General features: G+C 54.8%; 19 protein-coding genes. 17 read left to right on the top strand and 2 right to left on the bottom strand.

The window, feature by feature from the left end:
* Window positions 1–79 precede the first annotated feature (79 nt).
* From SBL51_RS13125 to rho, 10 genes are all read left to right on the top strand, one after another.
* Complete coding sequence (locus SBL51_RS13125; protein ID WP_317931419.1) at window positions 80–2,047, top strand: dynamin family protein; 1,968 nt, start codon at window positions 80–82, stop codon at window positions 2,045–2,047.
* A 143-nt stretch (window positions 2,048–2,190) separates the two neighbouring features.
* On the top strand, window positions 2,191–3,333 hold the full coding sequence (metX, locus tag SBL51_RS13120) for a homoserine O-succinyltransferase MetX (protein WP_317931418.1): 1,143 nt from the start codon (window positions 2,191–2,193) through the stop codon (window positions 3,331–3,333).
* 13 nt (window positions 3,334–3,346) lie between these two features.
* A complete protein-coding gene (metW, locus tag SBL51_RS13115) occupies window positions 3,347–3,937 on the top strand; it encodes a methionine biosynthesis protein MetW (RefSeq protein ID WP_317931456.1) in 591 nt (196 codons plus the stop codon).
* A 2-nt stretch (window positions 3,938–3,939) separates the two neighbouring features.
* Window positions 3,940–4,398 carry a DUF4426 domain-containing protein gene (locus tag SBL51_RS13110; RefSeq protein WP_317931417.1) on the top strand — a complete coding sequence of 153 codons (459 nt, stop codon included), beginning with the start codon at window positions 3,940–3,942 and terminating at the stop codon, window positions 4,396–4,398.
* A gap of 6 nt (window positions 4,399–4,404) precedes the next feature.
* Window positions 4,405–5,013: an RdgB/HAM1 family non-canonical purine NTP pyrophosphatase gene (gene rdgB, locus SBL51_RS13105; protein WP_317931416.1), complete on the top strand. Its 609-nt coding sequence runs from the start codon at window positions 4,405–4,407 to the stop codon at window positions 5,011–5,013.
* Window positions 4,991–6,139 (top strand): radical SAM family heme chaperone HemW, encoded by a 1,149-nt coding sequence (hemW, locus tag SBL51_RS13100; RefSeq protein ID WP_317931415.1) that lies wholly within the window; start codon window positions 4,991–4,993, stop codon window positions 6,137–6,139. Before rdgB ends, hemW begins: the two co-directional genes overlap by 23 nt.
* A 226-nt stretch (window positions 6,140–6,365) precedes the next feature.
* Window positions 6,366–8,825, top strand: a complete 2,460-nt coding sequence (locus SBL51_RS13095; RefSeq protein ID WP_317931414.1) for a response regulator — start codon at window positions 6,366–6,368, stop codon at window positions 8,823–8,825.
* Between the two features lie 115 nt (window positions 8,826–8,940).
* The gene (gene ppk1 / locus SBL51_RS13090) at window positions 8,941–11,034 is read left to right on the top strand and encodes a polyphosphate kinase 1 (protein WP_317931413.1); all 2,094 of its coding nucleotides are present in this window, start codon (window positions 8,941–8,943) and stop codon (window positions 11,032–11,034) included.
* Between the two features lie 127 nt (window positions 11,035–11,161).
* Window positions 11,162–11,488: a thioredoxin TrxA gene (gene trxA, locus SBL51_RS13085; RefSeq protein WP_317931412.1), complete on the top strand. Its 327-nt coding sequence runs from the start codon at window positions 11,162–11,164 to the stop codon at window positions 11,486–11,488.
* Between the two features lie 702 nt (window positions 11,489–12,190).
* A complete protein-coding gene (gene rho / locus SBL51_RS13080; protein WP_317931411.1) occupies window positions 12,191–13,450 on the top strand; it encodes a transcription termination factor Rho in 1,260 nt (419 codons plus the stop codon).
* Between the two features lie 60 nt (window positions 13,451–13,510).
* Here the strand turns inward: rho and SBL51_RS13075 are convergent, their stop codons facing one another.
* On the bottom strand, window positions 13,511–14,572 hold the full coding sequence (locus SBL51_RS13075) for a mechanosensitive ion channel family protein (RefSeq protein WP_317931410.1): 1,062 nt from the start codon (window positions 14,570–14,572) through the stop codon (window positions 13,511–13,513).
* A gap of 91 nt (window positions 14,573–14,663) precedes the next feature.
* Here SBL51_RS13075 and ubiD point away from each other — a divergent pair, with 91 nt between their 5' ends.
* The 6 genes from ubiD to sstT all read left to right on the top strand — a co-directional run bounded on the left by ubiD (window position 14,664) and on the right by sstT (window position 20,511).
* Window positions 14,664–16,145, top strand: coding sequence for a 4-hydroxy-3-polyprenylbenzoate decarboxylase (gene ubiD / locus SBL51_RS13070; RefSeq protein ID WP_317931409.1), 1,482 nt, complete (start codon window positions 14,664–14,666; stop codon window positions 16,143–16,145).
* Between the two features lie 114 nt (window positions 16,146–16,259).
* Window positions 16,260–17,096 (top strand): GIN domain-containing protein, encoded by an 837-nt coding sequence (locus SBL51_RS13065; RefSeq protein WP_317931408.1) that lies wholly within the window; start codon window positions 16,260–16,262, stop codon window positions 17,094–17,096.
* 7 nt (window positions 17,097–17,103) lie between these two features.
* A complete protein-coding gene (locus tag SBL51_RS13060) occupies window positions 17,104–17,472 on the top strand; it encodes a GntR family transcriptional regulator (RefSeq protein ID WP_317931407.1) in 369 nt (122 codons plus the stop codon).
* Window positions 17,469–18,335 carry an ABC transporter ATP-binding protein gene (locus SBL51_RS13055; protein WP_317931406.1) on the top strand — a complete coding sequence of 289 codons (867 nt, stop codon included), beginning with the start codon at window positions 17,469–17,471 and terminating at the stop codon, window positions 18,333–18,335. Before SBL51_RS13060 ends, SBL51_RS13055 begins: the two co-directional genes overlap by 4 nt.
* Entirely contained in the window at window positions 18,335–19,288 is a 954-nt protein-coding gene (locus tag SBL51_RS13050) for a hypothetical protein (protein ID WP_317931405.1), read from the top strand. Before SBL51_RS13055 ends, SBL51_RS13050 begins: the two co-directional genes overlap by 1 nt.
* 17 nt (window positions 19,289–19,305) lie before the next feature.
* Entirely contained in the window at window positions 19,306–20,511 is a 1,206-nt protein-coding gene (gene sstT / locus SBL51_RS13045; protein WP_317931404.1) for a serine/threonine transporter SstT, read from the top strand.
* Window positions 20,512–20,514: 3 nt separating this feature from the next.
* Here the strand turns inward: sstT and SBL51_RS13040 are convergent, their stop codons facing one another.
* Window positions 20,515–21,381 carry an acyl-CoA thioesterase II gene (locus tag SBL51_RS13040; RefSeq protein ID WP_317931403.1) on the bottom strand — a complete coding sequence of 289 codons (867 nt, stop codon included), beginning with the start codon at window positions 21,379–21,381 and terminating at the stop codon, window positions 20,515–20,517.
* A 146-nt stretch (window positions 21,382–21,527) separates the two neighbouring features.
* On the opposite strand from SBL51_RS13040, the gene SBL51_RS13035 reads away from it, so the two are divergent.
* Complete coding sequence (locus tag SBL51_RS13035; protein WP_317931402.1) at window positions 21,528–22,040, top strand: TIGR00645 family protein; 513 nt, start codon at window positions 21,528–21,530, stop codon at window positions 22,038–22,040.
* Window positions 22,041–22,073 lie beyond the last annotated feature (33 nt).

Here is a 22,073-nt window from a genome sequence, read left to right as displayed (position 1 = left end):
TAACCCCGCGTTCTGTATGGCAATATAACGCAGAGCAGCTAATGAATTGGCAACCTTAAATAGGGATGTAAACACCGCAGTGAATCTAACCAATCTTCAATGCCAACTCCACGACAGCGATCGGCGCCGTATTGAGCTGATCAATATGCTGTTGGCGTTTAAGCATTGGTACGCTACAAGCGGTATTCATGGCAAGCAAGCCGAATCCCTGGTAGCTAACGCTGTTGAGCGTCTGCGCGACCATACCTTCAATGTGGCCTTTGTCGGGGAGTTCTCCCGCGGCAAAACCGAACTCATTAACGCCCTGCTGTTTGAAAAATTCCATTGCCGGCTGCTGCCTTCGCGCCCCGGCCGCACGACCATGTGCCCCACAGAGATCGGCTTCAACCCCAGTTTGCCGCTCAACAGTATTCAGCTGCTGCCAATTATCACCCGTCGGGGTGGCATTAATGTGCGCTCCTTTAAGCGTATTCCCAAGCATTGGGTGAATCTCAACTTCGATATCAACAACCCAGCCTCCATTCAGGATGCTTTGGGTCGTTTGGCTGAGCGCCAGTTCGTGAGTGAGGAGCAGGCGCGCGATTTGGGCTTTAACTGCTCCCAGCTCAACCGCCACCCGGAAAATATTCACGAGGTGGAAATTCCGGTTTGGCGCTACGCCATTATCAACCTGGAACACCCGCTGTTGGCGCAAGGGCTGCGTATTATCGATACGCCGGGGCTGAATGCCTTGGGGACTGACTCCGAGCTCTCGCTGCACTCTATGTCTGAGGCGGATAATCTGATTTTCTGCCTCTCAGCCGATGCTCCGGTGAGCGCTACCGATAGAACCATCTGGCGGGATTTTATCAACGCCGAAGATAACAGCCATTCGCTGGTGGTTATCAATAAGATCGACAGCCTGTGGGACGACCTGATCTCGTCGCCCTCGGAAGAGTCGACCATCAACAGCGTGCGCACCGATACCGCACTGGCTTTGGGTTTGCCGTTGCAGCAGGTAGTGCCGGTCTCCGGTAAGCAGGCCCTACTGGCCAAAGCGCGAGGCGACCGCCAGCTGTTGCATAAAAGCAATTACAACCAGTTCGAGAGTCTGTTAACGGCTCAGCTTAACGACCGGCTTAAGATGTTGTTTAAGCATCCCGATGTGGAGGATGCCCTGGCTTTAATCCGGCAAACCCACGAGCAGATGCACAAACGCTTGTTGGCGCAGGCTGAGGTGTTGCAACAGGTAAAAGATCTCGGCCCGGAACAGACGGCATTGGCGCTGCAAACGGTGCGCGAGGCTTTAAAAGATGAGCATCGCAAGGTGCATCAGGTTTCGATTCTGCACCGCTCCTACGAGCGCGAAATCAAACATCAGTACGAAACGCTGATTGGCGTGTTTAGCCAGAAGCAGATGGAGCGCATTCTTAACTACCTCAATTCAGCGGCTTCCGATCCGGAACCAATCCTGCGCCCGGCCATTAAGGCCACCCTCAAGCAGATACAGCTCTGCCTGCGCAAGTTGGCTATTGAGGCGGAGCAGACCAACCGCATTCTGAATGAAATCTACGCCCAGCCGGAAGGCAGCGCTAAGCGCATGCGCTTGTCATCCAGAAAATTGAATCTGCACAGCCGCCAGAAACAATATTTTGAGTTTAAACACCGCTGTGAGCAGTTTCTGCACACCATCGAGCAGACCGCCATTACCGATCGTCCGCTGATTCGCCACTTCCTGCTTAACCTGAGCCAGGAGATCCGCCTCTATATCACCGATACCAACAATATGATCGACCGTTGGTACGAGCATGCGCTGACCCCCATGGCCTATCCCAATGAGTGCACCAAGCAGCTGCTGCAAAAAGAGCTGCTGACTCTCTCGCGCGTGGGGGGTGGCTCAATCGCCAACAGCCAGGTACTGGTTGCCCTGCGCGCGGAGCTCACTGAAAACGAAGATCACCTCTACAACCTGAATCAGCTGCTGACTCGCATAGATGCCTTCGAGCCCATCAAAAGCACTTCCGATAAAGTGGTGCCGCTGAGTTTTGCCCGCCGTAAGTCTGTTTAATTTCAGCCCCTGAAAGAGCCGTTATCTCTCGGTAAGCAATGATCCCATCCACGCTGATTGCCCTTGTGCTGCAGTCACTTACCGCCGAACAGAGAAAATCTGTTTATAATCGCGTTTTTGGTTAGACCTGGACCCCTTAACGAATGCCTCAACACCTGCCCAGCGACAGCGTCGGACTGGTAACGCCGCAGACTCATCACTTTCCGGAATCGCTCCACTTGGCTTGTGGCCGGACGTTGCCTGGTTTTGACCTGGTGTATGAAACCTATGGCCGTCTGAACGCCTCGGCCAGTAATGCCATTTTGGTTTGTCACGCCCTCTCCGGCCACCACCATGCTGCTGGCTACCACTCCATGGATGACAGCAAGCCGGGCTGGTGGGATGGCTATATTGGGCCGGGTAAGGTGATTGATACCAACCGCTTTTTTGTGGTGTCGTTGAACAATCTGGGGGGGTGTCACGGCTCGACCGGGCCGGTTTCGATCAACCCCGATACCGGCAAGGTGTGGGGCGCGGATTTCCCCTGGCTGCGGGTGCGGGATTGGGTGCACAGCCAGGCGTGCCTGGCGGATCTGCTTGGTATTAAGCAGTGGGCGGCGGTGATTGGTGGCAGCCTTGGCGGCATGCAGGCCATGCGCTGGGCGCTGGAGTACCCCGAGCGGGTGCGCCACTGTGTGGTGATCGCTTCGGCCATGAAACTGACCGCGCAGAATATCGCTTTCAACGAAACCGCGCGGCGTGCGATTATCTCTGACCCCAATTTCCATGACGGCAACTACCTGGCGCACCACACCAGCCCTAAGCAAGGCTTGGCCCTAGCACGCATGGTGGGCCACATCACCTACCTCTCGGACGATGGCATGGGTGAAAAATTTGGCCGGGAGTTGCGGCGGGGGAGTTTTGTCCTCGGCAGTGAAGAGCTGGTTGAGTTTCAGATTGAGAGCTACCTGCGTTATCAGGGTGACACCTTCTCCGATAGCTTCGATGCCAACACCTACATATTAATGACCCGGGCGCTGGACTACTTCGATCTTGGCCGGGAGTATGGCGATGACCCAGTGCAGGCGTTCGGCCTGGCCCAGTGCCCGTTTTTGGTGGTCTCCTTCTCATCGGACTGGCGCTTCTCTCCGGCCCGCTCACGAGAGATTGTCGATGCCCTGCTGGCGGCAGGTAAGCCGGTCACCTACGCCGAGATAGAATCCAACCATGGCCACGATGCGTTTCTGGTTCCCAACGAGCGTTATGAGCAGGTATTCAGCCGTTATTTGCAGGCAATAGAGGTTTAAGCGAATGGCCAATATGCGAATAGACCTGGATATCATCTCCGAGTGGGTGAAGCCCGAATCCCGAGTTTTGGATCTGGCTTGTGGCGATGGCCTGCTGTTGCAGCAGTTGAAGCGCAAGAAAGGGGTCAGTGGATATGGCCTGGAGATCGATCACGCTCATATCAACGAGTGCATCAGTAAGGGGCTGAGTGTCATAGATCAGGATCTGGATGAGCGGGGGCTGGGCAACTTCAGAGATGCCAGCTTCGATACCGTCATCATGACCCAGGCGCTGCAGACCATGCGCTACCCCGACAAAATGGTGGAGGAGATGCTGCGTATAGGGCGTGAGTGTATTGTTACCTTCCCCAACTTTGGTCACTGGAAGGCCAGACTTTATCTGTTATTTAAAGGTCGAATGCCTGTGTCGGACATGCTCCCGTACGAGTGGTACGATACGCCTAATATCCACTTTTGTACCTTCCGCGATTTTGAAATCCTCTGCCGGCAGCGGGGTATCAAAATCAAACGAAGACTGGTGGTGACCAGCTCATTTATCGATCGCCTGGCGGCGGGGGTGTTGCCCAACTTGTTCGGTGCCACGGCTATCTACCACTTGGGGTGATTATGAAAACGCTATCAAAATACCTATCGCTTGTAACTGCCATGCTCCTGCTCGGTTTTTCATCACTTGGCCAGACGCAGGAGGACATTTTTGTTGAGGAGCAGGGCTACCGGGTCTTTTACTCGGTTTTTAACAGTGCCTTCCTCACCCCCGAGGTGGCCGCGGCCAATGGCTTGGTACGCGCTAATGACCGCGCCTATCTCAATATTGTGGTCACCCAAGTGACGCCCGAGGGGCAGAGCCTGGGCTTGCCCGCCAGCCTTAAAGGGTCGGCCGCCAACCTAATGCAGCAGGCGCAACCTCTGGAGTTCAAAGAGATACGCGAGCCGACCGCGGTCTATTACCTGGCCCCCATCCGCCACACCAATGAAGAGGTTTACAATTTTTCGGTAGTGGTAACGCCAGAGGGGAGTGAGGCCGCCATTGAAATTAAATTCTCCAAGAAGTTATACGTTGAGTAGTAGCCAGTGAACAAGCTTGTGCTCGCCAGTGGCAATGCCGGCAAATTGAAAGAGTTGCAGCGTCTGCTGGCGCCACTCGGTTTTGAGGTTGTCCTGCAATCTGAATTGGGCGTAACCGAGGCCGATGAGACGGGCTTGAGCTTTGTTGAAAACGCCATCTTAAAGGCCCGCAACGCCGCTCGCCAGACCGGGCTGCCAAGCCTGGCGGATGACTCCGGTCTGGCGGTAGATGCCCTGGCGGGAGCGCCGGGTATCTATTCGGCCCGTTACTCCGGCGAGGGTGATGCTGCCAACAACCGCAAGCTGTTGGCAGCGTTGGTGGGCGCAGGTGACCGTTGTGCCCGTTTTATTTGCGCGTTGGCTCTGGTGCGCCATGCCGACGATCCCGTGCCGGTTATTTGTGAGGGGCAGTGGCGGGGAGAAATTCTAACCGAGCCCACCGGCGACTTTGGTTTCGGTTACGACCCGATCTTTAAACCCGAGGGGCTCGACTGTTCAGCCGCACAACTGACCCCAGAGCAGAAGTCGGCGGTGAGCCACCGGGGCCAGGCCATGGCCTTGCTGGTGGCCCGATTGCAAGCTCAGGTGATGAGTGACAGCACTGCCTCCGCTTAGTCTCTATGTGCACATACCCTGGTGTGTGCGCAAATGCCCCTACTGCGATTTCAACTCCCACCGGGTTCAGGAACAGCTCCCGGAGCGGGATTATGTCGCCGCCTTGGAGCGGGATCTGATTGCCGACCTTGAACTGGTTCAGGGCCGTGCCGTGCAGACTATTTTCTTTGGCGGTGGCACGCCCAGCCTGTTCAGTGCTGACGCCATCGGCACAATTTTGGAGCTGGTTGCCCGCCACTTAACGCTTGCGGACTCCCTGGAGGTGACCCTGGAGGCCAACCCGGGCACGGTCGAGCAGAGCAAATTTATCGGCTACTGGCAGGCGGGGGTGAACCGGCTCTCCATTGGTGTGCAGAGTTTTCAAGCCGCGCAGTTGCAGGCCCTGGGCAGAATCCACTCTGGCGCAGAGGCGCAAGTGGCCATTGCTGCGGCTCAAAAGGCGGGGTTTGAGCACATCAATATCGACCTGATGCACGGCTTGCCCGGGCAAACCCCGACCGAAGCTCGGGCCGACCTCGAGACCGCCGCGGCCTTTGGCGTTGACCACATCTCCTGGTATCAGCTCACCATCGAGCCCAATACCCAGTTTTACTCGCAGCCGCCGTTACTGCCCAATGACGATGCGTTGGCCGATATCCAGGATCTGGGGGCAGAGTTTTTAGCGGCCAATGGTTGGCGGCAATACGAGGTGTCTGCCTTCGCGCGCGCCCATGGCGAATGCCGTCATAACATCAACTATTGGCGTTTTGGCGACTATTTGGGCATTGGTGCCGGGGCTCATGGCAAAATCACCGATGCTGCCACCGGGGCGATCAGTCGCCGCTGGAAGACCCGGCTACCCGAGCACTATCTGCAGTCGGTCAAGCCCCTTGCTGGGGAGTCGGTGATTGCTCGCCAGCAGCAGTTGCTGGAGTTCTGTATGAACGCACTGCGTCTGGTGGATGGGGTGGAGCTGGCGCTGGTTGCCGAGCGCACCGGGCAGCCGTTCCCCGGCCCGCTGTTAAAGCGGTTGCAGTCGCAGGGGCTGCTGCAGCTGGGTGATGAACGCCTGGTGGCAACACCACTGGGCTTCCGGTTTCTCAATTCGCTGTTGGCAGAGATCAGCGATTATCAGCCGACCGGGTGACTGGCATGACTTTTGGTTGCCCTATGGGCTGCCTGCTACACTTTAGATTAGCAAGTTGGCTTGGAATGTCGGCCCTACCATTCATGGGGTACCACTTGCTTCCTCAGGGAAGGTCGTCGAGCTTGGTATCGCTACACCCCGGCCGACTCGATCGTTACAGGTAACCAGAGCCAGTCTGGTCAGGTTGCGTCTACTACCACCTAGGGTTGGGGAGTCAGAGCCAGATATGTTCGACTTCGTGCGTTACAGTCGCCAAAATCCAATCGCCTTCAAACTGTTGGCGCTTATTCTGTTGGTCACCGCCTGTACTGCCATGGCGGCGGCTCTGGTCTCACTCTACGTCAGTTTTCAGGATGATCTTGGCGCACTGCACAAGCGTCTTGATCAGATGCGTATCAGTACCTTACCCAGCATTACCAACAGCCTGTGGAGTTTTGACGAAGAGCAACTGAAAGTGCAGGTGCAGAGCCTGCTGGAGGTTGAGGATGTTGTGCAGGTTACGGTTATCTGGCGCGACTGGAACGACGAAGAGCGGGCGTTGAGCGTCAGCAGCCTGTCGGCAGACCAGGATAGTCTGGATAAGCAGACTGGTAAGTTGTTGGTGAAGGAGTACCCCCTGCGCTACGCCGACGCCAGTACCGAACCGCAATACCTGGGTACCCTTTACATCTCGGCCAGCCTCGATGCCGTCTACAGCAAACTGTGGCAGCGGGCGCAGGTGGTGCTGTTGCTGCAGGGAACCCAAACCCTGGTGATTGCCCTGTTGCTGCTGTGGCTGGTGCGCTCACTGCTAACCCGGCACATGGATACCATCGCCCAATATGCCCGCCAGTTAACCCTGTTCAACCTGGAGGCACCATTGCGCCTGAATCGTGGTAACGATGGTCGGCGCAGCAAGGATGAACTCGATAACATTGTCGATGCCTTCAATCAGATGCGCCAGAGTCTGCTGGATGACCTGGAAACCAAACAGGCGATGGAAGAGGCCCTGCTGGCCGAGAAGCAGGAGAAGCTGGAGTCCCGTCGCCAAAAATCGGTTGCTGAGGCGGCCAACCGCGCAAAAAGCCAGTTTTTGGCCACCATGAGCCACGAAATTCGCACGCCAATGAACGGCGTCATTGGCATGGTGGAACTGCTGCGCGATACACCATTGAATGAAAACCAGCGCCACTACCTGGATGTGATCTACCGCTCTGGCACCAGCTTGCTGGATATCATCAATGATGTGCTCGACTACTCGAAAATCGAAGCCGGTAAGTTGGAGCTGGAAGCTACCGGTTTCAATTTGGAGACTCTGCTCGATGACTGTATCCAGCTGTTTGGTGCCACCGCCAACCAAAAACACATAGAGCTGGTGGGAAATCTGGTGCCGGACACCCCCCGGTGGTTGCGTGGCGACCCCACCCGTTTGCGGCAGGTGCTGATTAACCTATTGGGTAATGCCTTTAAATTTACCGAGTCCGGCATTATCAAGTTGGAAGCCCGGCAAGTGGATGAGCGCAATACCGTCACCCCTAAAATTCTCTTTTCCGTAGAGGATACCGGCATCGGTATCGATCAGGGCAGTACCGACTACCTGTTCGATTCATTCAATCAGGCTGATAACTCCACCACGCGGAAATACGGCGGCACTGGCCTGGGGCTCGCCATCTGCAAACGGTTGGCGGAGTTGATGGGAGGCGAGATTGGGGTAGAGAAAAAAGAGGATGGTTCGGGCTCCCGCTTTTGGTTTACCGCCTCCTTCGAAGTGGTTGAGGAGGGCACTGAGGCCAGAGCCAGTAATCCGGGTCAAGCCAGTCTGGCCGATAAAAGCATGTTGCTGGTGGAAGATAACGCCACCCTGGCCGAAGTGTTGCGCTTGCATGGTGTTAACTGGGGTATGGCTATTCAGGTGGCTGCCAATGGTGCCGCCGCTAAGCGGCTTTACCAGCAACAACTGGCGGAGGGTAAGTCGTTTGATTTTATCGCCATGGATTATGATCTACCCGATACCACCGGTATGAAACTGGCCACCGAGTTGGTCAACGACCTGGGGGTGAGCGACTCTGTTCATCTGTTTATCTTTACCGGCACCGACAATGAGTTCGATGCCGAGGCACTGCGTCAGCTTCGCATCGAGGCCTGGCTGCGCAAGCCACTGCTGCCCACTCGGCTACGGCTGAAACTGATGGAGTTGCTGGGTAGTCATGACGCCCAATCACCACCGCTTATTGAAGCAAAGCCGGAGGTCTCGTTCGACCTTTCCGGTTTGCGAGTTCTGGTGGCTGAAGATAACAGTGTTAACCGGATGGTAATTCGTGGCCTGCTACACAAGCTTAACGTCGAGCCCGTGATGGTGGGTAATGGCGTCGAGGCAGTTAACGCGGTGAGTGAAGCCGAGCGTCGTTTTGATCTCGTGCTAATGGATTGCGAAATGCCGGAGATGGACGGTTTTGATGCTACCCGTCGAATCCGGGAGTATGAGCGCGCCCATGGTTTGGACGCCACCTTGATTGTGGCGCTGACTGCCCACGCGCTTGAAGAGCATCGGGAAGCGGTCTTCTCCTGTGGTATGAATTACTACCTAAGCAAACCAATGACCTTTAAGAGTCTTACCGAAATGGCGAACCAGCTGGGGCTGGTTGCAACGGCAGATAAATTTTTACTTACCCCACCGGACTCCAGTCATAAAAATTCCGTGGCTTAGTGCTGCTGTAATATTTTGGCAACAAAATAGACACTTGACGCGCCTTCATCAGCGTTAATACTGTCGGCCTCGACCTTCTATTAGCGTATACCCAATTCGTATAGGTTCTGTTGTTATGCCCAATGATTTGTCCGCTGTCAGCACCCCGCCGGCTGTGGAAACCTTCGACAAGCCCGAATATTTTATCAATCGGGAGCTTAGCCACCTCAAGTTCAATATGCGCGTGCTGCAGCAGGCACTTGATCGGGGGCATCCGCTGCTGGAGCGGTTGAAGTTCCTGTTGATCTTCAGTTCCAACCTGGATGAATACTTTGAGATCCGTGTGGCGGGGCTCTTTTCCCGCATCGACTTAGAGCAGGACGCTGCGGGCCTGGATGGCAATACCCCCGAGGAGCTGCTGACCGCCATCAGTGAAGTCTGCCATCCGCTGGTCGAGCAGCAGTATCAGATTCTTAACGAGCTGCTGATTCCTGAGATGGAGAAGGAGAATATTCGCTTTATTCGCCGGGGCGAATGGACCGATCCGCAGAAGCTGTGGGTAGAGAAGTTCTTCAAGACCGACATTATTCCGGTGAGCAGCCCCATTGGGCTGGATCCTGCCCACCCCTTTCCGTTACTGGTTAACAAAAGTCTTAACTTTATCGTTTCACTGGAGGGGAAGGATGCCTTTGGCCGGGAAACCGGGTTGGCCATTGTGCCGGCACCGCGCTCCCTGGATCGCGTCATCCGTATCCCCGACGAGCTGTGTGAGGGGGGCGATAACTTCGTCTTTCTCTCCTCCATGATCCACGCCCACGTCGATAAACTTTTTCCAGGCATGACCGTGAAGGGGTGTTATCAGTTTCGTATTACCCGCAACGCGGATTTGGATGTGGATATGGACGGCGTCGCCGACCTGGCGCTGGCGCTGAAGGGCGAGCTGGCCTCGCGCCGTTTTGGCCGGGCGGTACGCCTGGAGGTGGCTGGTGACTGCCCGCGGCCGCTGGTGGATATCCTGCTGCGCCAGACCGGCCTCGACGAGGCCCACCTTTACCAGGTGAATGGCCCGGTGAATTTAAAGCGTCTGATGCGGGTGCCAAGCCTAGTCAATCGCCCCGATCTGCTCTACCCCTCATTCACGCCCGGTACGCCGCGAGCGCTGCGTGATCGTAAAAATTTCTTCAATGCCATCGCCAAGAAAGATTTCCTGCTGATGCACCCGTTTGAGTCGTTCAACCCGGTGGTGGATCTTCTGCGCCAGGCGGCAGTTGACCCTGACGTCTTGGCGATCAAGCAGACGCTCTACCGTACCGGCGACAACTCCCCCATCGTTGCGGCGCTGTTGGATGCCGCCCGCAACGGCAAGGAGGTGACCGCCGTGGTGGAACTGCGCGCCCGTTTTGATGAGGAGGAGAATCTGGCGCTGGCGGCCAAACTACAGGCGGCAGGTGTGGTGGTGGTGTATGGCGTGGTTGGTTACAAAACCCACTGCAAGATGGTGCTGATCGTGCGTCGGGAGGGGGCTAAACTGCGCCGCTATGCCCACTTGGGTACCGGCAACTACCACGCTGGTACCGCCAGAATGTATACCGATTACTCTCTGCTGACGGCAGATCGGGACCTCTGCGCGGATGTTCACAAGGTGTTTCAGCAGTTGACCGGTATGGGCAAGATCGAACGGGTCAAGTGCGTGCTCAATGCCCCGTTTACACTCAAGGCGGGCCTGATCGAGTTGATTGATCAAGAGGTGGCGGCGACCCAGCAGGGTAAGGCTGGCCGGATCATTATGAAGGCCAACGGCCTCACTGAGCCGGATATTATTCGAGCGCTCTACCGTGCCAGTCAGGCCGGTGTGCAGATCGACCTGATTATTCGCGGCATGTGCTGCCTGAGGCCGGGAGTGCCTGGGGTATCGGATAACATTCGAGTGAAGTCGATCATTGGTCGCTTCCTGGAGCACACCCGCGCTTACTACTTCGCCAACGCCTCGCCAGCCATCTATTGCGGCTCGGCAGACCTTATGGAGCGCAACTTGAATCGACGGGTGGAAGTCTGCTTTCCACTGCATGCAGAAACTCTGTCTGATCGGGTGTTGTCGGATTTGGAAGCTTATCTGGCGGATGCCAGCCAGAGCTGGGTGCTGGGCAGTGATGGCGAATACCTACCCAACACTGGCACAGAGTTGGAAATGGGTGTGCAAAGCCAGCTGTTGCAGACCCTGAAAAACTGAAAAATATATGACAGGTCCGTGTACAATAATGCGGATTGCCGCCTCGGGGATACTTGTTCTTGGAGCAGCCAGTACTTATTATGCCTCTAAATAGAGCTAAAACACTTTTCAGCACGGAGACCAAGCAATGAGTGAAGCGATAGTACACGTGACCGATGACAGTTTTGATCAGGAGGTCGCTGGCGCCCAGGGCCCTGTGTTGGTTGATTTTTGGGCGGCCTGGTGTGGGCCCTGTAAAATGATTGCGCCAATTCTCGATGAGTTGGCCGGCCAGTACGAAGGCAAAATCAAGATCTGTAAAATGGATGTGGATGCCAACAAAGAGACTCCAGCTAAATTTAACATTCGCGGTATTCCCACCCTGATGATCTTTAAAGATGGCAACCTGGAAGCGACCAAGGTAGGTGCTTTGTCAAAAAGCCAGTTGGTTGATTTTATAAACTCCGTGGCTTGATCTCGGTCCAGCTTGACTCCTGGCGGGGCATTCTGAGCAACAATCGTTCAATGTTTGAGCGATTGTTGCCTGGCTCTTCACCAGCTTCCATTCGGTGTTACTAATCAGCCATCCGTCCGTGAGAGCATGTCGGTCTGGTTGGCAGAGTCAATAGTTAGCAAAAAGTAGGGTCATCATTTTTGCACTCTCCAAATTTTGTCGCTATACTCTGTTCAATTGCTCATCTGTTCAAAGCAAACCCATTTCCTGTCTGCCGAGAGCAAAGCGCACATTAGCAGAAGATTCCAAGGCTGATTGTTCCTAGGCTAAAAGTTCCAGACGAAAGTTAGCAACCAACGTCCTTAGCCATAGGGCTGTCCCTGTGTGGCAGTCTTAACGAAAGTGGCAGTCTTAACGAAAAAGGGTAGGCCTGTTTACCATCCGGTTAGCCAAATCTGTCCATTCTAGTTAATCGCATTTCCACGTAGAGTGGCATGGCCTCCCGCCCAAAAAACATTTAATCATTGCATGGGCCGGGACATACGGAACAAAAATATTTAAAAAATGCGCAAGAGAATCGTTGCTCTGCTGTTACGCAACGTTAAAAGACATTTGGAAATCAAATTAGCGTCGAAGTCGAAATTCCTACTAATTCAAACCAATCAAACCTCAGAGGGCGCTCTGCCACTCTGATACCCGTCTCCCAATCATTTAATCAAACTTATGAATCTAACAGACCTTAAAACAAAACCAATTGAAGAACTGATCAATATCGCTACCGAAATGGGCTTGGAGAATATGGCCCGGTCCCGTAAGCAGGATGTTATTTTTAATATTCTCAAGCGCCACGCCAAGGGCGGTGAAGATATTTACGGTGATGGCGTATTGGAAATTCTTCAGGATGGTTTTGGCTTTCTGCGCTCTGCTGATAGCTCCTATCTTGCCGGCCCAGATGACATTTATGTCTCCCCCAGCCAGATTCGCCGCTTCAACCTGCGTACGGGTGATACCATCTCCGGTAAGATTCGCCCCCCTAAAGATGGCGAGCGCTATTTTGCACTTTTAAAAGTTAATGAGATTAACTTCGATAAACCGGAAAAACTCAGAAACAAAGTTCTTTTTGAAAACCTGACACCACTTTTCCCCAATGACCGACTGGTTCTGGAGGCTGGTAACGGCTCCACGGAAGATCTTACCGGCCGGATTATTGATCTCATTGCTCCTATCGGTAAAGGTCAGCGCGGGCTGATTGTGGCTCCACCCAAAGCCGGTAAAACCATCATGATGCAGAATATTGCTCAGGCGATTACGCGCAATAATCCCGAGTGTCATTTGATTGTGCTGCTAATTGATGAACGTCCGGAAGAGGTAACTGAAATGCAGCGCTCTGTGCGCGGCGAAGTGGTCGCCTCCACCTTTGATGAGCCACCTTCGCGCCACGTGCAGGTCGCCGAAATGGTGATCGAAAAAGCCAAGCGTTTGGTGGAGCATAAAAAAGATGTCGTGATTCTGCTCGACTCGGTAACGCGTCTGGCGCGTGCTTATAACACTGTGATTCCCTCCTCCGGTAAAGTGTTGACGGGTGGTGTGGATGCGCATGCGCTGGAGCGGCCAAAACGCTTCTTTGGTGCCGCGCGAAATATTGAAGAAGGTGGTAGCTTGTCGATCGTTGCTACCGCCTTGATCGACACCGGTTCAAAAATGGATGAAGTTATTTTTGAAGAGTTTAAAGGAACCGGTAACCAAGAGTTGCATCTCGATCGAAAAATTGCTGAAAAGCGTGTCTACCCGGCGATCAACGTGCGTCGTTCCGGCACTCGCCGTGAAGACCTGTTAATGAAAGAAGATGAGCTGCAGCGGGTGTGGATTTTACGCAAGCTGTTGCACGATATGGAAGACGTTGCCGCCACAGAATTTTTGGTCGACAAGTTGAAAAACTTTAAAACCAACGAAGAGTTTTTCCTGTCAATGAAGCGCAAGTAATAACTGTACTTGCCACTGTTAAATGGCTGTTGCCAACGGCCATTTAACAGAAGTTACCAGCTATCTTTCCAGCTGGTTCTGAAAATATTGCAACGCTCTTTCCATGGCTTTCTGCCTTCGTTTGCGCTGTTCCAGTTGTCGTTTTGCGCCATCCACTTCACTCTCCTCCAGCCCCTTAAGCGACTCCTCGAGCGTTTTAATTTCCTCGGTAATCTCCTCCAGGCTATCTTTTAACTCTTCTGCCTGTTGCGCCCGTTCGGCTTTATCGAACAAGGTTTTTTCTGGTTTGGCTGTGGTCGCTTGTGCTGCTGGTTGAGTGTAAATTTTAGGGATGACCGGCCCTGCCACTTGCCGTTGGTTCATGAAATTGGGCGATACAATTTCAATGCCGGCGTTATGGAGGGTGTCGAGGATATTTGCACGCAGATTGGAGCGGGCTGAAATCAGTGTTTTCACCTCGGCCAGAAAGCCGCACACCCGATACTGAATAGAGAAGTCGCCAAGCTCGGTAATTAAGACAAACACATCCTTTAGCTCGGCTTTTTCGCCGGCCTGCTGTAATAGATTTTGGATGTGGGAGCGGGGCAGGTCGTAGCCAAGTGAAACGGACGCGGAGACAATAGTGCCCGTGGCGTGAATGACTTTTACCGGGTTGGCCGCCATAAACATGTTGGGCAGTGTCAGCAGGTCGCGGTCTTCGGTTTGTATTTCTGTGTGAAATAAATTTTGCTCGGTGACGCGGCCAAAGTACTCCTTTACTTGAACAAAATCGCCCGGTCGATAATTGGCGAGCATGCGCAGCAGCAAACCGGCCATGGCGTTGCCGGCGATATTGGTTGATGAGAGAGTGATGACCGCAGTGACTACGAGGCCCACCAGGGTGATGAGTTGGTTGCGTAGAGATTCGGCGATGGGGAGCGTGGCGATAATGGCAACCAGGCCACAAAAGCCAACCAGTAATCCTAACAGCTGCTTCTGGTAACGGTTTTTACTGTGCGCGGCTGCGCTCTTGTTTAGCCAGTGCAGCAGCAGGCTGGTAATGATCAGCACCACAAACAGGCCGCTTAAACTTCGCAGCTGATGCAAAAGCCAGTGCACAATAGATGGCCAGTCGATAGTCATGGTAGACCTTGGCTGTTGGGTGACGGATGGATAATACGTAAATATAGCGGCCTATGGTAAAGTTTGGCCTCACTCTTTTTAAGAACAAATTATGGATTACGGCAAATATTCCTTTAAAGATCTGCGTGAATTTCTCGATTTTTTGGAGCAGCGACAACTGCTCAAGCGCATTCCCCAGCCGGTGGACCCCTACCTAGAGATGACCGAAATAGCCGACCGCACTCTGCGTGCAGGTGGGCCGGCACTGTTGTTTGAAAACCCCATTGGCAGCGAGATTCCGGTGCTGGCCAATCTGTTTGGCACTCAGGAGCGAGTGGCGCTGGCCATGGGCGCAGACGACATAGGTGCGTTGCGGGAGATTGGTAAGTTGCTGGCTTTTTTAAAGGAACCAGAGCCCCCCAAGGGCTGGAAGGATGCCTGGCAAAAACTGCCGGTCTTCAAACAGGTGCTGAATATGGGGCCGAAGATCATCAGTAAGGCGCCGGTACAGGAGGTGGTGCTGACGGGGGATGCCGTGGATCTCGACCAACTGCCCATTCAAACCTGTTGGCCCGGCGACGCCGCGCCACTGGTTACCTGGCCGTTGGTAATCACCCGTGGCCCGGAAAAGGAGCGGCAGAATTTAGGCATCTACCGTATGCAGAAAATTGGTCGCAACCGGCTGATTATGCGCTGGCTCAGCCATCGCGGCGGCGCGCTCGATTTTCGCGACTGGCAGCTGCGCCACCCCGGCCAGCCTTTTCCTGTGGCGGTGGCGCTGGGGGCGGACCCGGCCACCACTCTGGGGGCGGTTACGCCGGTGCCGGACACTTTAAGCGAGTACGCCTTTGCCGGGCTGTTGCGGGGGGCGAAAACTGAACTTTGCCAGGCGTTAACTTGCGATCTGCAGGTGCCTGCCCATGCCGAGATAGTGCTGGAGGGGTTTATTGCGCCGGATGATATGGCTGATGAGGGGCCCTATGGTGACCACACCGGTTACTACAATGAGGTGGAGCGCTTCCCTGTGTTCACCATTACCCATATCACACACCGCAAGAACCCGATCTACCACAGTACCTACACCGGTCGTCCGCCCGATGAGCCCGCGGTGTTGGGGGCGGCACTTAATGAGGTGTTTATTCCCATCCTGCAGCGCCAGTTTCCCGAGATTGTCGACTTCTATCTGCCGCCGGAGGGGTGCTCCTACCGGCTGGCGGTGGTGACCATGAAGAAGCAGTATCCCGGTCACGCCAAGCGGGTGATGATGGGGGTGTGGTCGTTTTTGCGCCAGTTTATGTACACCAAGTTTGTGATAGTCACCGACGACGATGTGAATGCCCGCGACTGGCACGATGTGATCTGGGCCATAACCACACGTATGGATCCGATTCGCGATACCACGCTAGTGGACAATACCCCCATCGATTACCTCGACTTTGCCTCCCCGGTTTCCGGTTTGGGCTCAAAAATGGGGATGGATGCAACCCACAAGTGGCCGGGCGAGACCGATCGTGAGTGGGGCACGGCCATTGCCATGAGTGAAGACGTCAAAGCCAAAGTTGATTCCTTGTGGGATGAGTTGGGTATTCTCTAATCGGTAAACAGCCGGCTGCGGTTATGCGTTGGCCAGTATCGGTGTGTAAACGGTTGCACTACTAAGATATGGTGATATAGTTGTGTATATCACTATATCTCAGAGGCGTCTGTTATGCATCGCAATCACGCTCTCCCGCTCCTCTTTGCTCTGGGGCTGTTGCTCCTGGCGGTGCTGGCTCGGCCTGTGCTTGCCGGTTCAGAGCTCTACACCAAGGCTTTTACGCTGACAGGTGTCACCGAGTTGGAGGTCAATCACGGTTTTCGTGTGGTGGTGAGCCAGGGCAGTGCGGAGTTTGTGCGGGCCATAGGCTCACGCGATGCTCTTGCCCATATCGTGGCTACCGTAGAAGAGGGGCGCCTGCAGCTTGGTGCCGATACCGAAGATCCACTGCCGGTCACCTTCGAGGTGCAACTTAACACGCTCGAGCGCCTGGCACTAAACGGTGTGCTTTTTGCCGAACTCGGCCCCTTCGCCGGGGAGCGCTTACGCCTGCAAATGCACGGTACCGGTGAGCTGGCAATCAGCGAATTGGCGGTGCGCGCGTTGGAGGTGAGCCTGGATGGCAGTGGTAGCGTCAACAGCGGCAAAATTATCGCCGACCAGGTGCAGCTGAAGCTCTCCGGCACCGGGCTGTTTGCCGTCGAGGAGCTTGAGGCCAAGGCATTGGTGCTGGGTATCTCCGGCAGCGCCGGAGTCCATATCGCCGCCTCCAGTCACATTGATACCTCCGATATACAACTGGCCGGTTCCGGCAATTTCAGCGCTGCTAATACCATCACCCGTCAGGCGGAGGTGGCTATCGCCGGCTCCGCCAATGCCCTGTTACACGTTACCGAGTGGTTGGACGTGAATACCGCCGGCTCCGGCACTGTTACCTACTATGGCAACCCCAGTATCAATGCCGGCATTTTTGGCACCGGCTGGGTGCGTCGAGCGCTACCGTTTTGAGGTTGTGATGCAAGACTCCTGGAACGATCAACAACCCATCTATCGCCAGTTGCGCGACCGGGTCGCCGGGCAGGTGCTGGCGGGCGTATTTAAAGAGGGGGAGGCGGTGCCCTCTGTTCGTCAGGTGGCCAGTGAAGCACAAATTAACCACCTCACGGTGGGTAAGGCCTATCAGGAGCTGGTCGACGAAGGGGTATTGGAGATGAAGCGCGGGCGCGGCATGTTTGTCGTCAGTGGAGCCAGACGGCTGCTGTTGAATCAGGAAAAACAGAAGTTTATTGCCGAGGAGTTGCCAGCGTTTGCCGCCCGCCTGCGCCAGCTTGATATCTCCATTGAATACCTGCTGAGCCTGCTTAAGGACGAGGAGTCAAAATGAACCCGGTTATTCAACTTAATAACCTAATCAAACGCCACGGTGCCCACACAGTGGTTGATATCGACGAGCTGCAGATTCAGCCCGGGAAAATTGTCGGCCTAATAGGCCCCAATGGAGCTGGCAAAACCTCCGCGCTGCGCTGCATTTTGGGTTTGGCCAGTTACGAGGGGGAGTTGAGCGTGCTCGGTAAAAACCCCTATCGCCAGCGGCCGGAGCTGATGCGCGAGGTGGCCTTTATTGCCGATACCGCCGTGCTGCCGCGTTGGATTACTGCCGGCCAGCTGCTCGATTATATGGCCGGGATTCACCCCAGTTTTAACCGTAAAAAAGCCGAAGGTTTTCTGGCCGCCACCAATATTCGTGCCGGCGCGAGGGTGCGCACCCTCTCCAAGGGGATGATCACCCAGTTGCATCTGGCGTTAATCGTGGCCATTGAGGCCAAGCTGTTGCTGTTGGATGAGCCGACCCTGGGCTTGGATATTATCTATCGCCAGCGCTTTTACGAGCAGCTGCTCAACGACTACTACGATGAGTCGCGCACCATCATTATCACCACGCACCAGGTGGAAGAGGTGGAGCAGATCCTGACAGATCTGTTGTTCATTAAAGATGGCAAATTGGTACTGAATTGCACATTGGATGAGATCCCGGAGCGCTTTTTCGAAGTGAATGTGGAGGCCGAACAGGTTGAGGAGGCGCGCCGCTTGAATCCCATTTTTGAACGCGTGGTGTTTGGCAGTCACATCATGATGTTTGAGGGGGGTGAGCAGACGGACCTGGCAAATTTGGGAAGTGTGCGAACACCCAATATCGCCAATTTATTTGTCGCCAAGTTAGGCGACGGCAAGATGGAAGTGGTGTGATGAATTTAACTCGTTTAACGGTGCACCTGCGCCGGGAATATTGGGAAAACAGTCTGCTGCTCTGGACCCTGCCAGTCACGTTATTGATCATCTGCGTTCTGGTTATTTTGATGAAATCCCAGGCCATGGTGAACATCAATATGGAGCGCGGTGAATTCGGCACACAGCATAGCTCCCCTCAGGCAGGGCAGGTGCTCGATTTTCACACCGGGGCCAAACCTCTGGCCGACCCAGGCGCGGTAGCCGTTGTTAACGGCGCTGAACCGATGGAGGTAGAGGTCGCCATGCAGGACTCGGTCTCCGGTTTGCATCTGCTGATGCTGTTTGTGGGTGCCTCCTGGTTGACCGGTTTTTTCTATCTGCTCAATTGCCTCTATAGCGATCGCAAAGACAACAGCATTCTCTTCTGGAAGTCGTTGCCCTTCTCTGAATTTGAATCGGTAATGGCCAAAATTGTGTTTGCGATTGTTGGTTTCAACGGCGCGGCGCTGCTGGTGGGTTGGGCCTGTTATTGGTTGTTGCTACTGGTCGAGTGGCTGGTGCCGGGTATGCTGCGCGTGGTGGCGCCGGTGAATGGGGAATCTTTTATCGCTATGCTCTGTTACCCACCGGCATTGATTGTGCTTGGCTTTATTCGCGGCTTGCCCTGGTTGGGTTTGTTGCTGCTGTTATCGGCGGTCGCCAAGCGTTCACCGCTAATGTTGCTGGTGGTGCCGCTCATAATTTTGTTGATTGTCGAGCGCATCATTCTGCCGGCCCCGGTAATTGCCGACTGGCTAAAGTGGCACATGCCTTTTAAAGTGATCAGTTTTAAAGAGGTGCCAACCAATATTGTGGTTTACCATTTTTGGCAACTGCTGCAACAGCCGATGCAGTTGCTCTCTGGGGTTGTGGTTGGTGTTGGCGGTATTGGTGCGGCTATTTGGCTGCGTGAACATAAATTTGAAATTTAATCGTGATTGGTGGGTGAGTGGCAGGTCCCGGGTTTTTCTCTGAGCGTTATTTAGTAGGGCAGATAGCACTGGGCATTGTGCTCGGTGTGATTGTTGCGGTGCTGTGGCCAGCGGCGGGCATGCAGTTGGGTTTGTTGGGCTCGTTGTTTGTCTCGGCGCTGAAGGGGGCGGCTCCGCTGCTGGTGTTTGTTTTGGTGATGGAGGCCATTGCCAACCATAAGGCCAACTCCGGTGTGCGTTTTACGCCCATTGTGCTGCTCTATGCGCTGGGTACGGTGAGTGCGGCGCTGGTGGCGCTGGTGTTGAGCCGGCTGATGCCTTCCGAATTGACACTGTTGGTGGGCGAGTCCACCCTGGCACCGCCCCAGGGTATGGCCGCCGTGCTTAAAAATCTGCTGTTGCGGCTGGTTGATAATCCGATCAATGCCCTGGTTACCGCGAATTTTATCGGTGTTTTGGCCTGGGCGGCGGCCTTGGGGTTGGCGTTGCGGAAAGTCGATGTGGCTGCGCGCAATCTGTTAACCAGCTTGGCGCAGGCTATAACCCAGTTGGTGCGTTGGATAATTCGCTTTGCGCCGTTTGGTATTCTGGGTTTGGTGGCTGCTACCGTGGCAGAGACCGGCCTGCAGGCGCTGTTAAACTACGGCCAGCTGATTTTTGTTTTGCTGTTGGCCATGGCCGTGGTGGCGCTAGTGGTCAACCCGCTGTTGGTGTTTTTGGTCAGCCGCGGTAACCCCTATCCTTTGGTGTTTACCTGTCTGCGTGAAAGCGGTATTACCGCCTTCTTTACACGCAGCTCGGCCGCCAATATTCCGGTGAATTTAAATCTGTGCCGGCGGTTACAGCTCAATCCGGATGTCTACACTGTATCGATTCCACTGGGTGCAACCATCAATATGGCGGGGGCGGCCATTACCATTACGGTGATGACCCTGGCGGCGGTTCATACCCTTGGTATTGAGGTGCACTTTACCACCGCCCTGTTGTTGTGCCTGGTGGCCAGTATCTCCGCCTGTGGTGCCAGCGGCGTGGCCGGGGGTTCGCTGTTGCTGATTCCGCTGGCTTGCAATCTGTTTGGTATTGGCGGTGACACCGCTATGCAGGTGGTGCTGGTGGGTTTTGTGATTGGTGTCATTCAGGACTCCGCCGAGACCGCACTCAACAGCTCTACCGATGTGCTGTTCACTGCGGCCTGTTGTCAGCGGGAGCAGTTGTCCCGCTAACGTCTAACTCTCCTTGCTGGCGGGTTTGTTCTGGGCCAGGCGAATCATCCCCTCCTGTGCGCTGGAGGCAACCAGGTTGCCTTCACGATCATAAATTCTGCCGAAATTAAGCCCGCGGCCATTGCCGGCCCACGGGCTGTAGAGTTCATACAGCAGCCAGTCATCGATGCGGAATGGGCGGTGGAACCAGAGGCTGTGGTCGATGGTGGCGCTGCGCAAACCGGGGTCGAGAATGTGGACTCCGTGTGGGCGCAATGAGGTGGCCAGCAGGTGGGTGTCCGAGGCAAAGGCTAATAACTGCTGGTGAATTTTTAACGCATCGGGCAGTTCGCCGTTGGCGCGCAGCCAGACGGCGTTGCTGGGTGTGGACACCGGCTTTTGCATCAACCAGATAGGGGCCACCTGGCGATACTCGATGGGTGCTTCAGAGAGGCTGCGCGGCTTGTTGGGCATGTTGGCAAACAGCTCCTGGTCGGTCATCAGCCCCTCTGGTCCGGCGGGCAGCTCGGCGCCGTGCTGGTGCTCAAGCCCTACCTCCACCCCTTGAAAAGAGCACTGGCAGCTGTAAATGGCGTTGCCGTGCTGGCGGGCAGTCACCCGGCGCGACAGAAAGCTGCGGCCATCGCGAATATTTTCCACGTCATAGATCACCGCCCGCGCCGGATCACCTGGGCGCATAAAATAGGCGTGGAAGGAGTGCATATAGAAGTCGTCGGCTACGGTGTATTGTGCGGCGCTGATCGACTGCGACATCACCTCGCCACCAAACAATCTGGGGGTGGCTCGCCAGGTGCTGTTGCCGCTAAACAGGTTGTCGTCCAGCTGTTCAAGACGGTTGCCTGCCAGGAGTCGGTCAAGGGGGGATGTCATGCGGGCCTCACTCGTTTTCAGGTAATGCACCGAGGTGCCAATTACTGCCTGGAAAAATATATTCCAATAACGCTAAGATGTGCGCTGTCGGCCTCCGGGGGATGTCAGAGGCGCAAAAAAACAATTATGGGGTGTCGTGCTCGTTTATGAAAGCATTAGAGTTGTTTGTAGAGGCCATCATTTTCCGCAGCCGTTGGCTGCTGGCGCCATTCTTTTTAGGGCTGGTAATGGCCACGGTGGCATTGCTGTTGAAGTTCTTTAAAGAGCTGGTTTCGATGTTTATGAAGTTATTCGAGATGAGCGGCAGTGATGTCATTATTTCTGTATTAACGCTGATCGATACCACCTTAATCGCCGCGCTGCTGTTTATTATTGTGCTTAGCGGCTACGAAAGTTTCGTCTCCAAAATCGATTTTAACGATCACGAAGACCGGCCCGATTGGATGGGCAAGGTGGGCTTCTCCGAGCTTAAATTAAAATTAATTGGCGCAATAGTGGCGATCTCTGCGGTGGAGTTGTTGAAGGCCTTTATTGAGATGGAACTCTACACTCATGCGCAGATTGCCTGGAAATTGGCAATCCATTTCACCTTTGTGGTGTCGGGTGTGTTGTTTGCGTTAACCGACTTCATTACGTCCCGCAAGGGTGGTGGCCACTAGTGGTCTTTGGTTCAGCTGTTCTGGCCGCTGTGA

Origin of the sequence: Halioxenophilus sp. WMMB6, from assembly GCF_033283405.1 — a bacterium.
Lineage (GTDB): Bacteria > Pseudomonadota > Gammaproteobacteria > Pseudomonadales > Cellvibrionaceae > Halioxenophilus.
The sequence above is the reverse complement of the archived record's forward strand: the minus strand, read 5'-3'. Positions and strand labels throughout refer to the sequence as shown.

Coding starts and splice junctions, on each gene's coding strand:
- metX (WP_317931418.1), top strand. CDS start 2,191: ATGCCTCAACACCTGCCCAGCGACAGCGTCGGACTGGTAACGCCGCAG.
- metW (WP_317931456.1), top strand. CDS start 3,347: ATGCGAATAGACCTGGATATCATCTCCGAGTGGGTGAAGCCCGAATCC.
- SBL51_RS13110 (WP_317931417.1), top strand. CDS start 3,940: ATGAAAACGCTATCAAAATACCTATCGCTTGTAACTGCCATGCTCCTG.
- SBL51_RS13095 (WP_317931414.1), top strand. CDS start 6,366: ATGTTCGACTTCGTGCGTTACAGTCGCCAAAATCCAATCGCCTTCAAA.
- ppk1 (WP_317931413.1), top strand. CDS start 8,941: ATGCCCAATGATTTGTCCGCTGTCAGCACCCCGCCGGCTGTGGAAACC.
- trxA (WP_317931412.1), top strand. CDS start 11,162: ATGAGTGAAGCGATAGTACACGTGACCGATGACAGTTTTGATCAGGAG.
- rho (WP_317931411.1), top strand. CDS start 12,191: ATGAATCTAACAGACCTTAAAACAAAACCAATTGAAGAACTGATCAAT.
- SBL51_RS13075 (WP_317931410.1), bottom strand. CDS start 14,572: ATGACTATCGACTGGCCATCTATTGTGCACTGGCTTTTGCATCAGCTG.
- ubiD (WP_317931409.1), top strand. CDS start 14,664: ATGGATTACGGCAAATATTCCTTTAAAGATCTGCGTGAATTTCTCGAT.
- SBL51_RS13065 (WP_317931408.1), top strand. CDS start 16,260: ATGCATCGCAATCACGCTCTCCCGCTCCTCTTTGCTCTGGGGCTGTTG.
- SBL51_RS13060 (WP_317931407.1), top strand. CDS start 17,104: ATGCAAGACTCCTGGAACGATCAACAACCCATCTATCGCCAGTTGCGC.
- SBL51_RS13055 (WP_317931406.1), top strand. CDS start 17,469: ATGAACCCGGTTATTCAACTTAATAACCTAATCAAACGCCACGGTGCC.
- SBL51_RS13050 (WP_317931405.1), top strand. CDS start 18,335: ATGAATTTAACTCGTTTAACGGTGCACCTGCGCCGGGAATATTGGGAA.
- SBL51_RS13040 (WP_317931403.1), bottom strand. CDS start 21,381: ATGACATCCCCCCTTGACCGACTCCTGGCAGGCAACCGTCTTGAACAG.
- SBL51_RS13035 (WP_317931402.1), top strand. CDS start 21,528: ATGAAAGCATTAGAGTTGTTTGTAGAGGCCATCATTTTCCGCAGCCGT.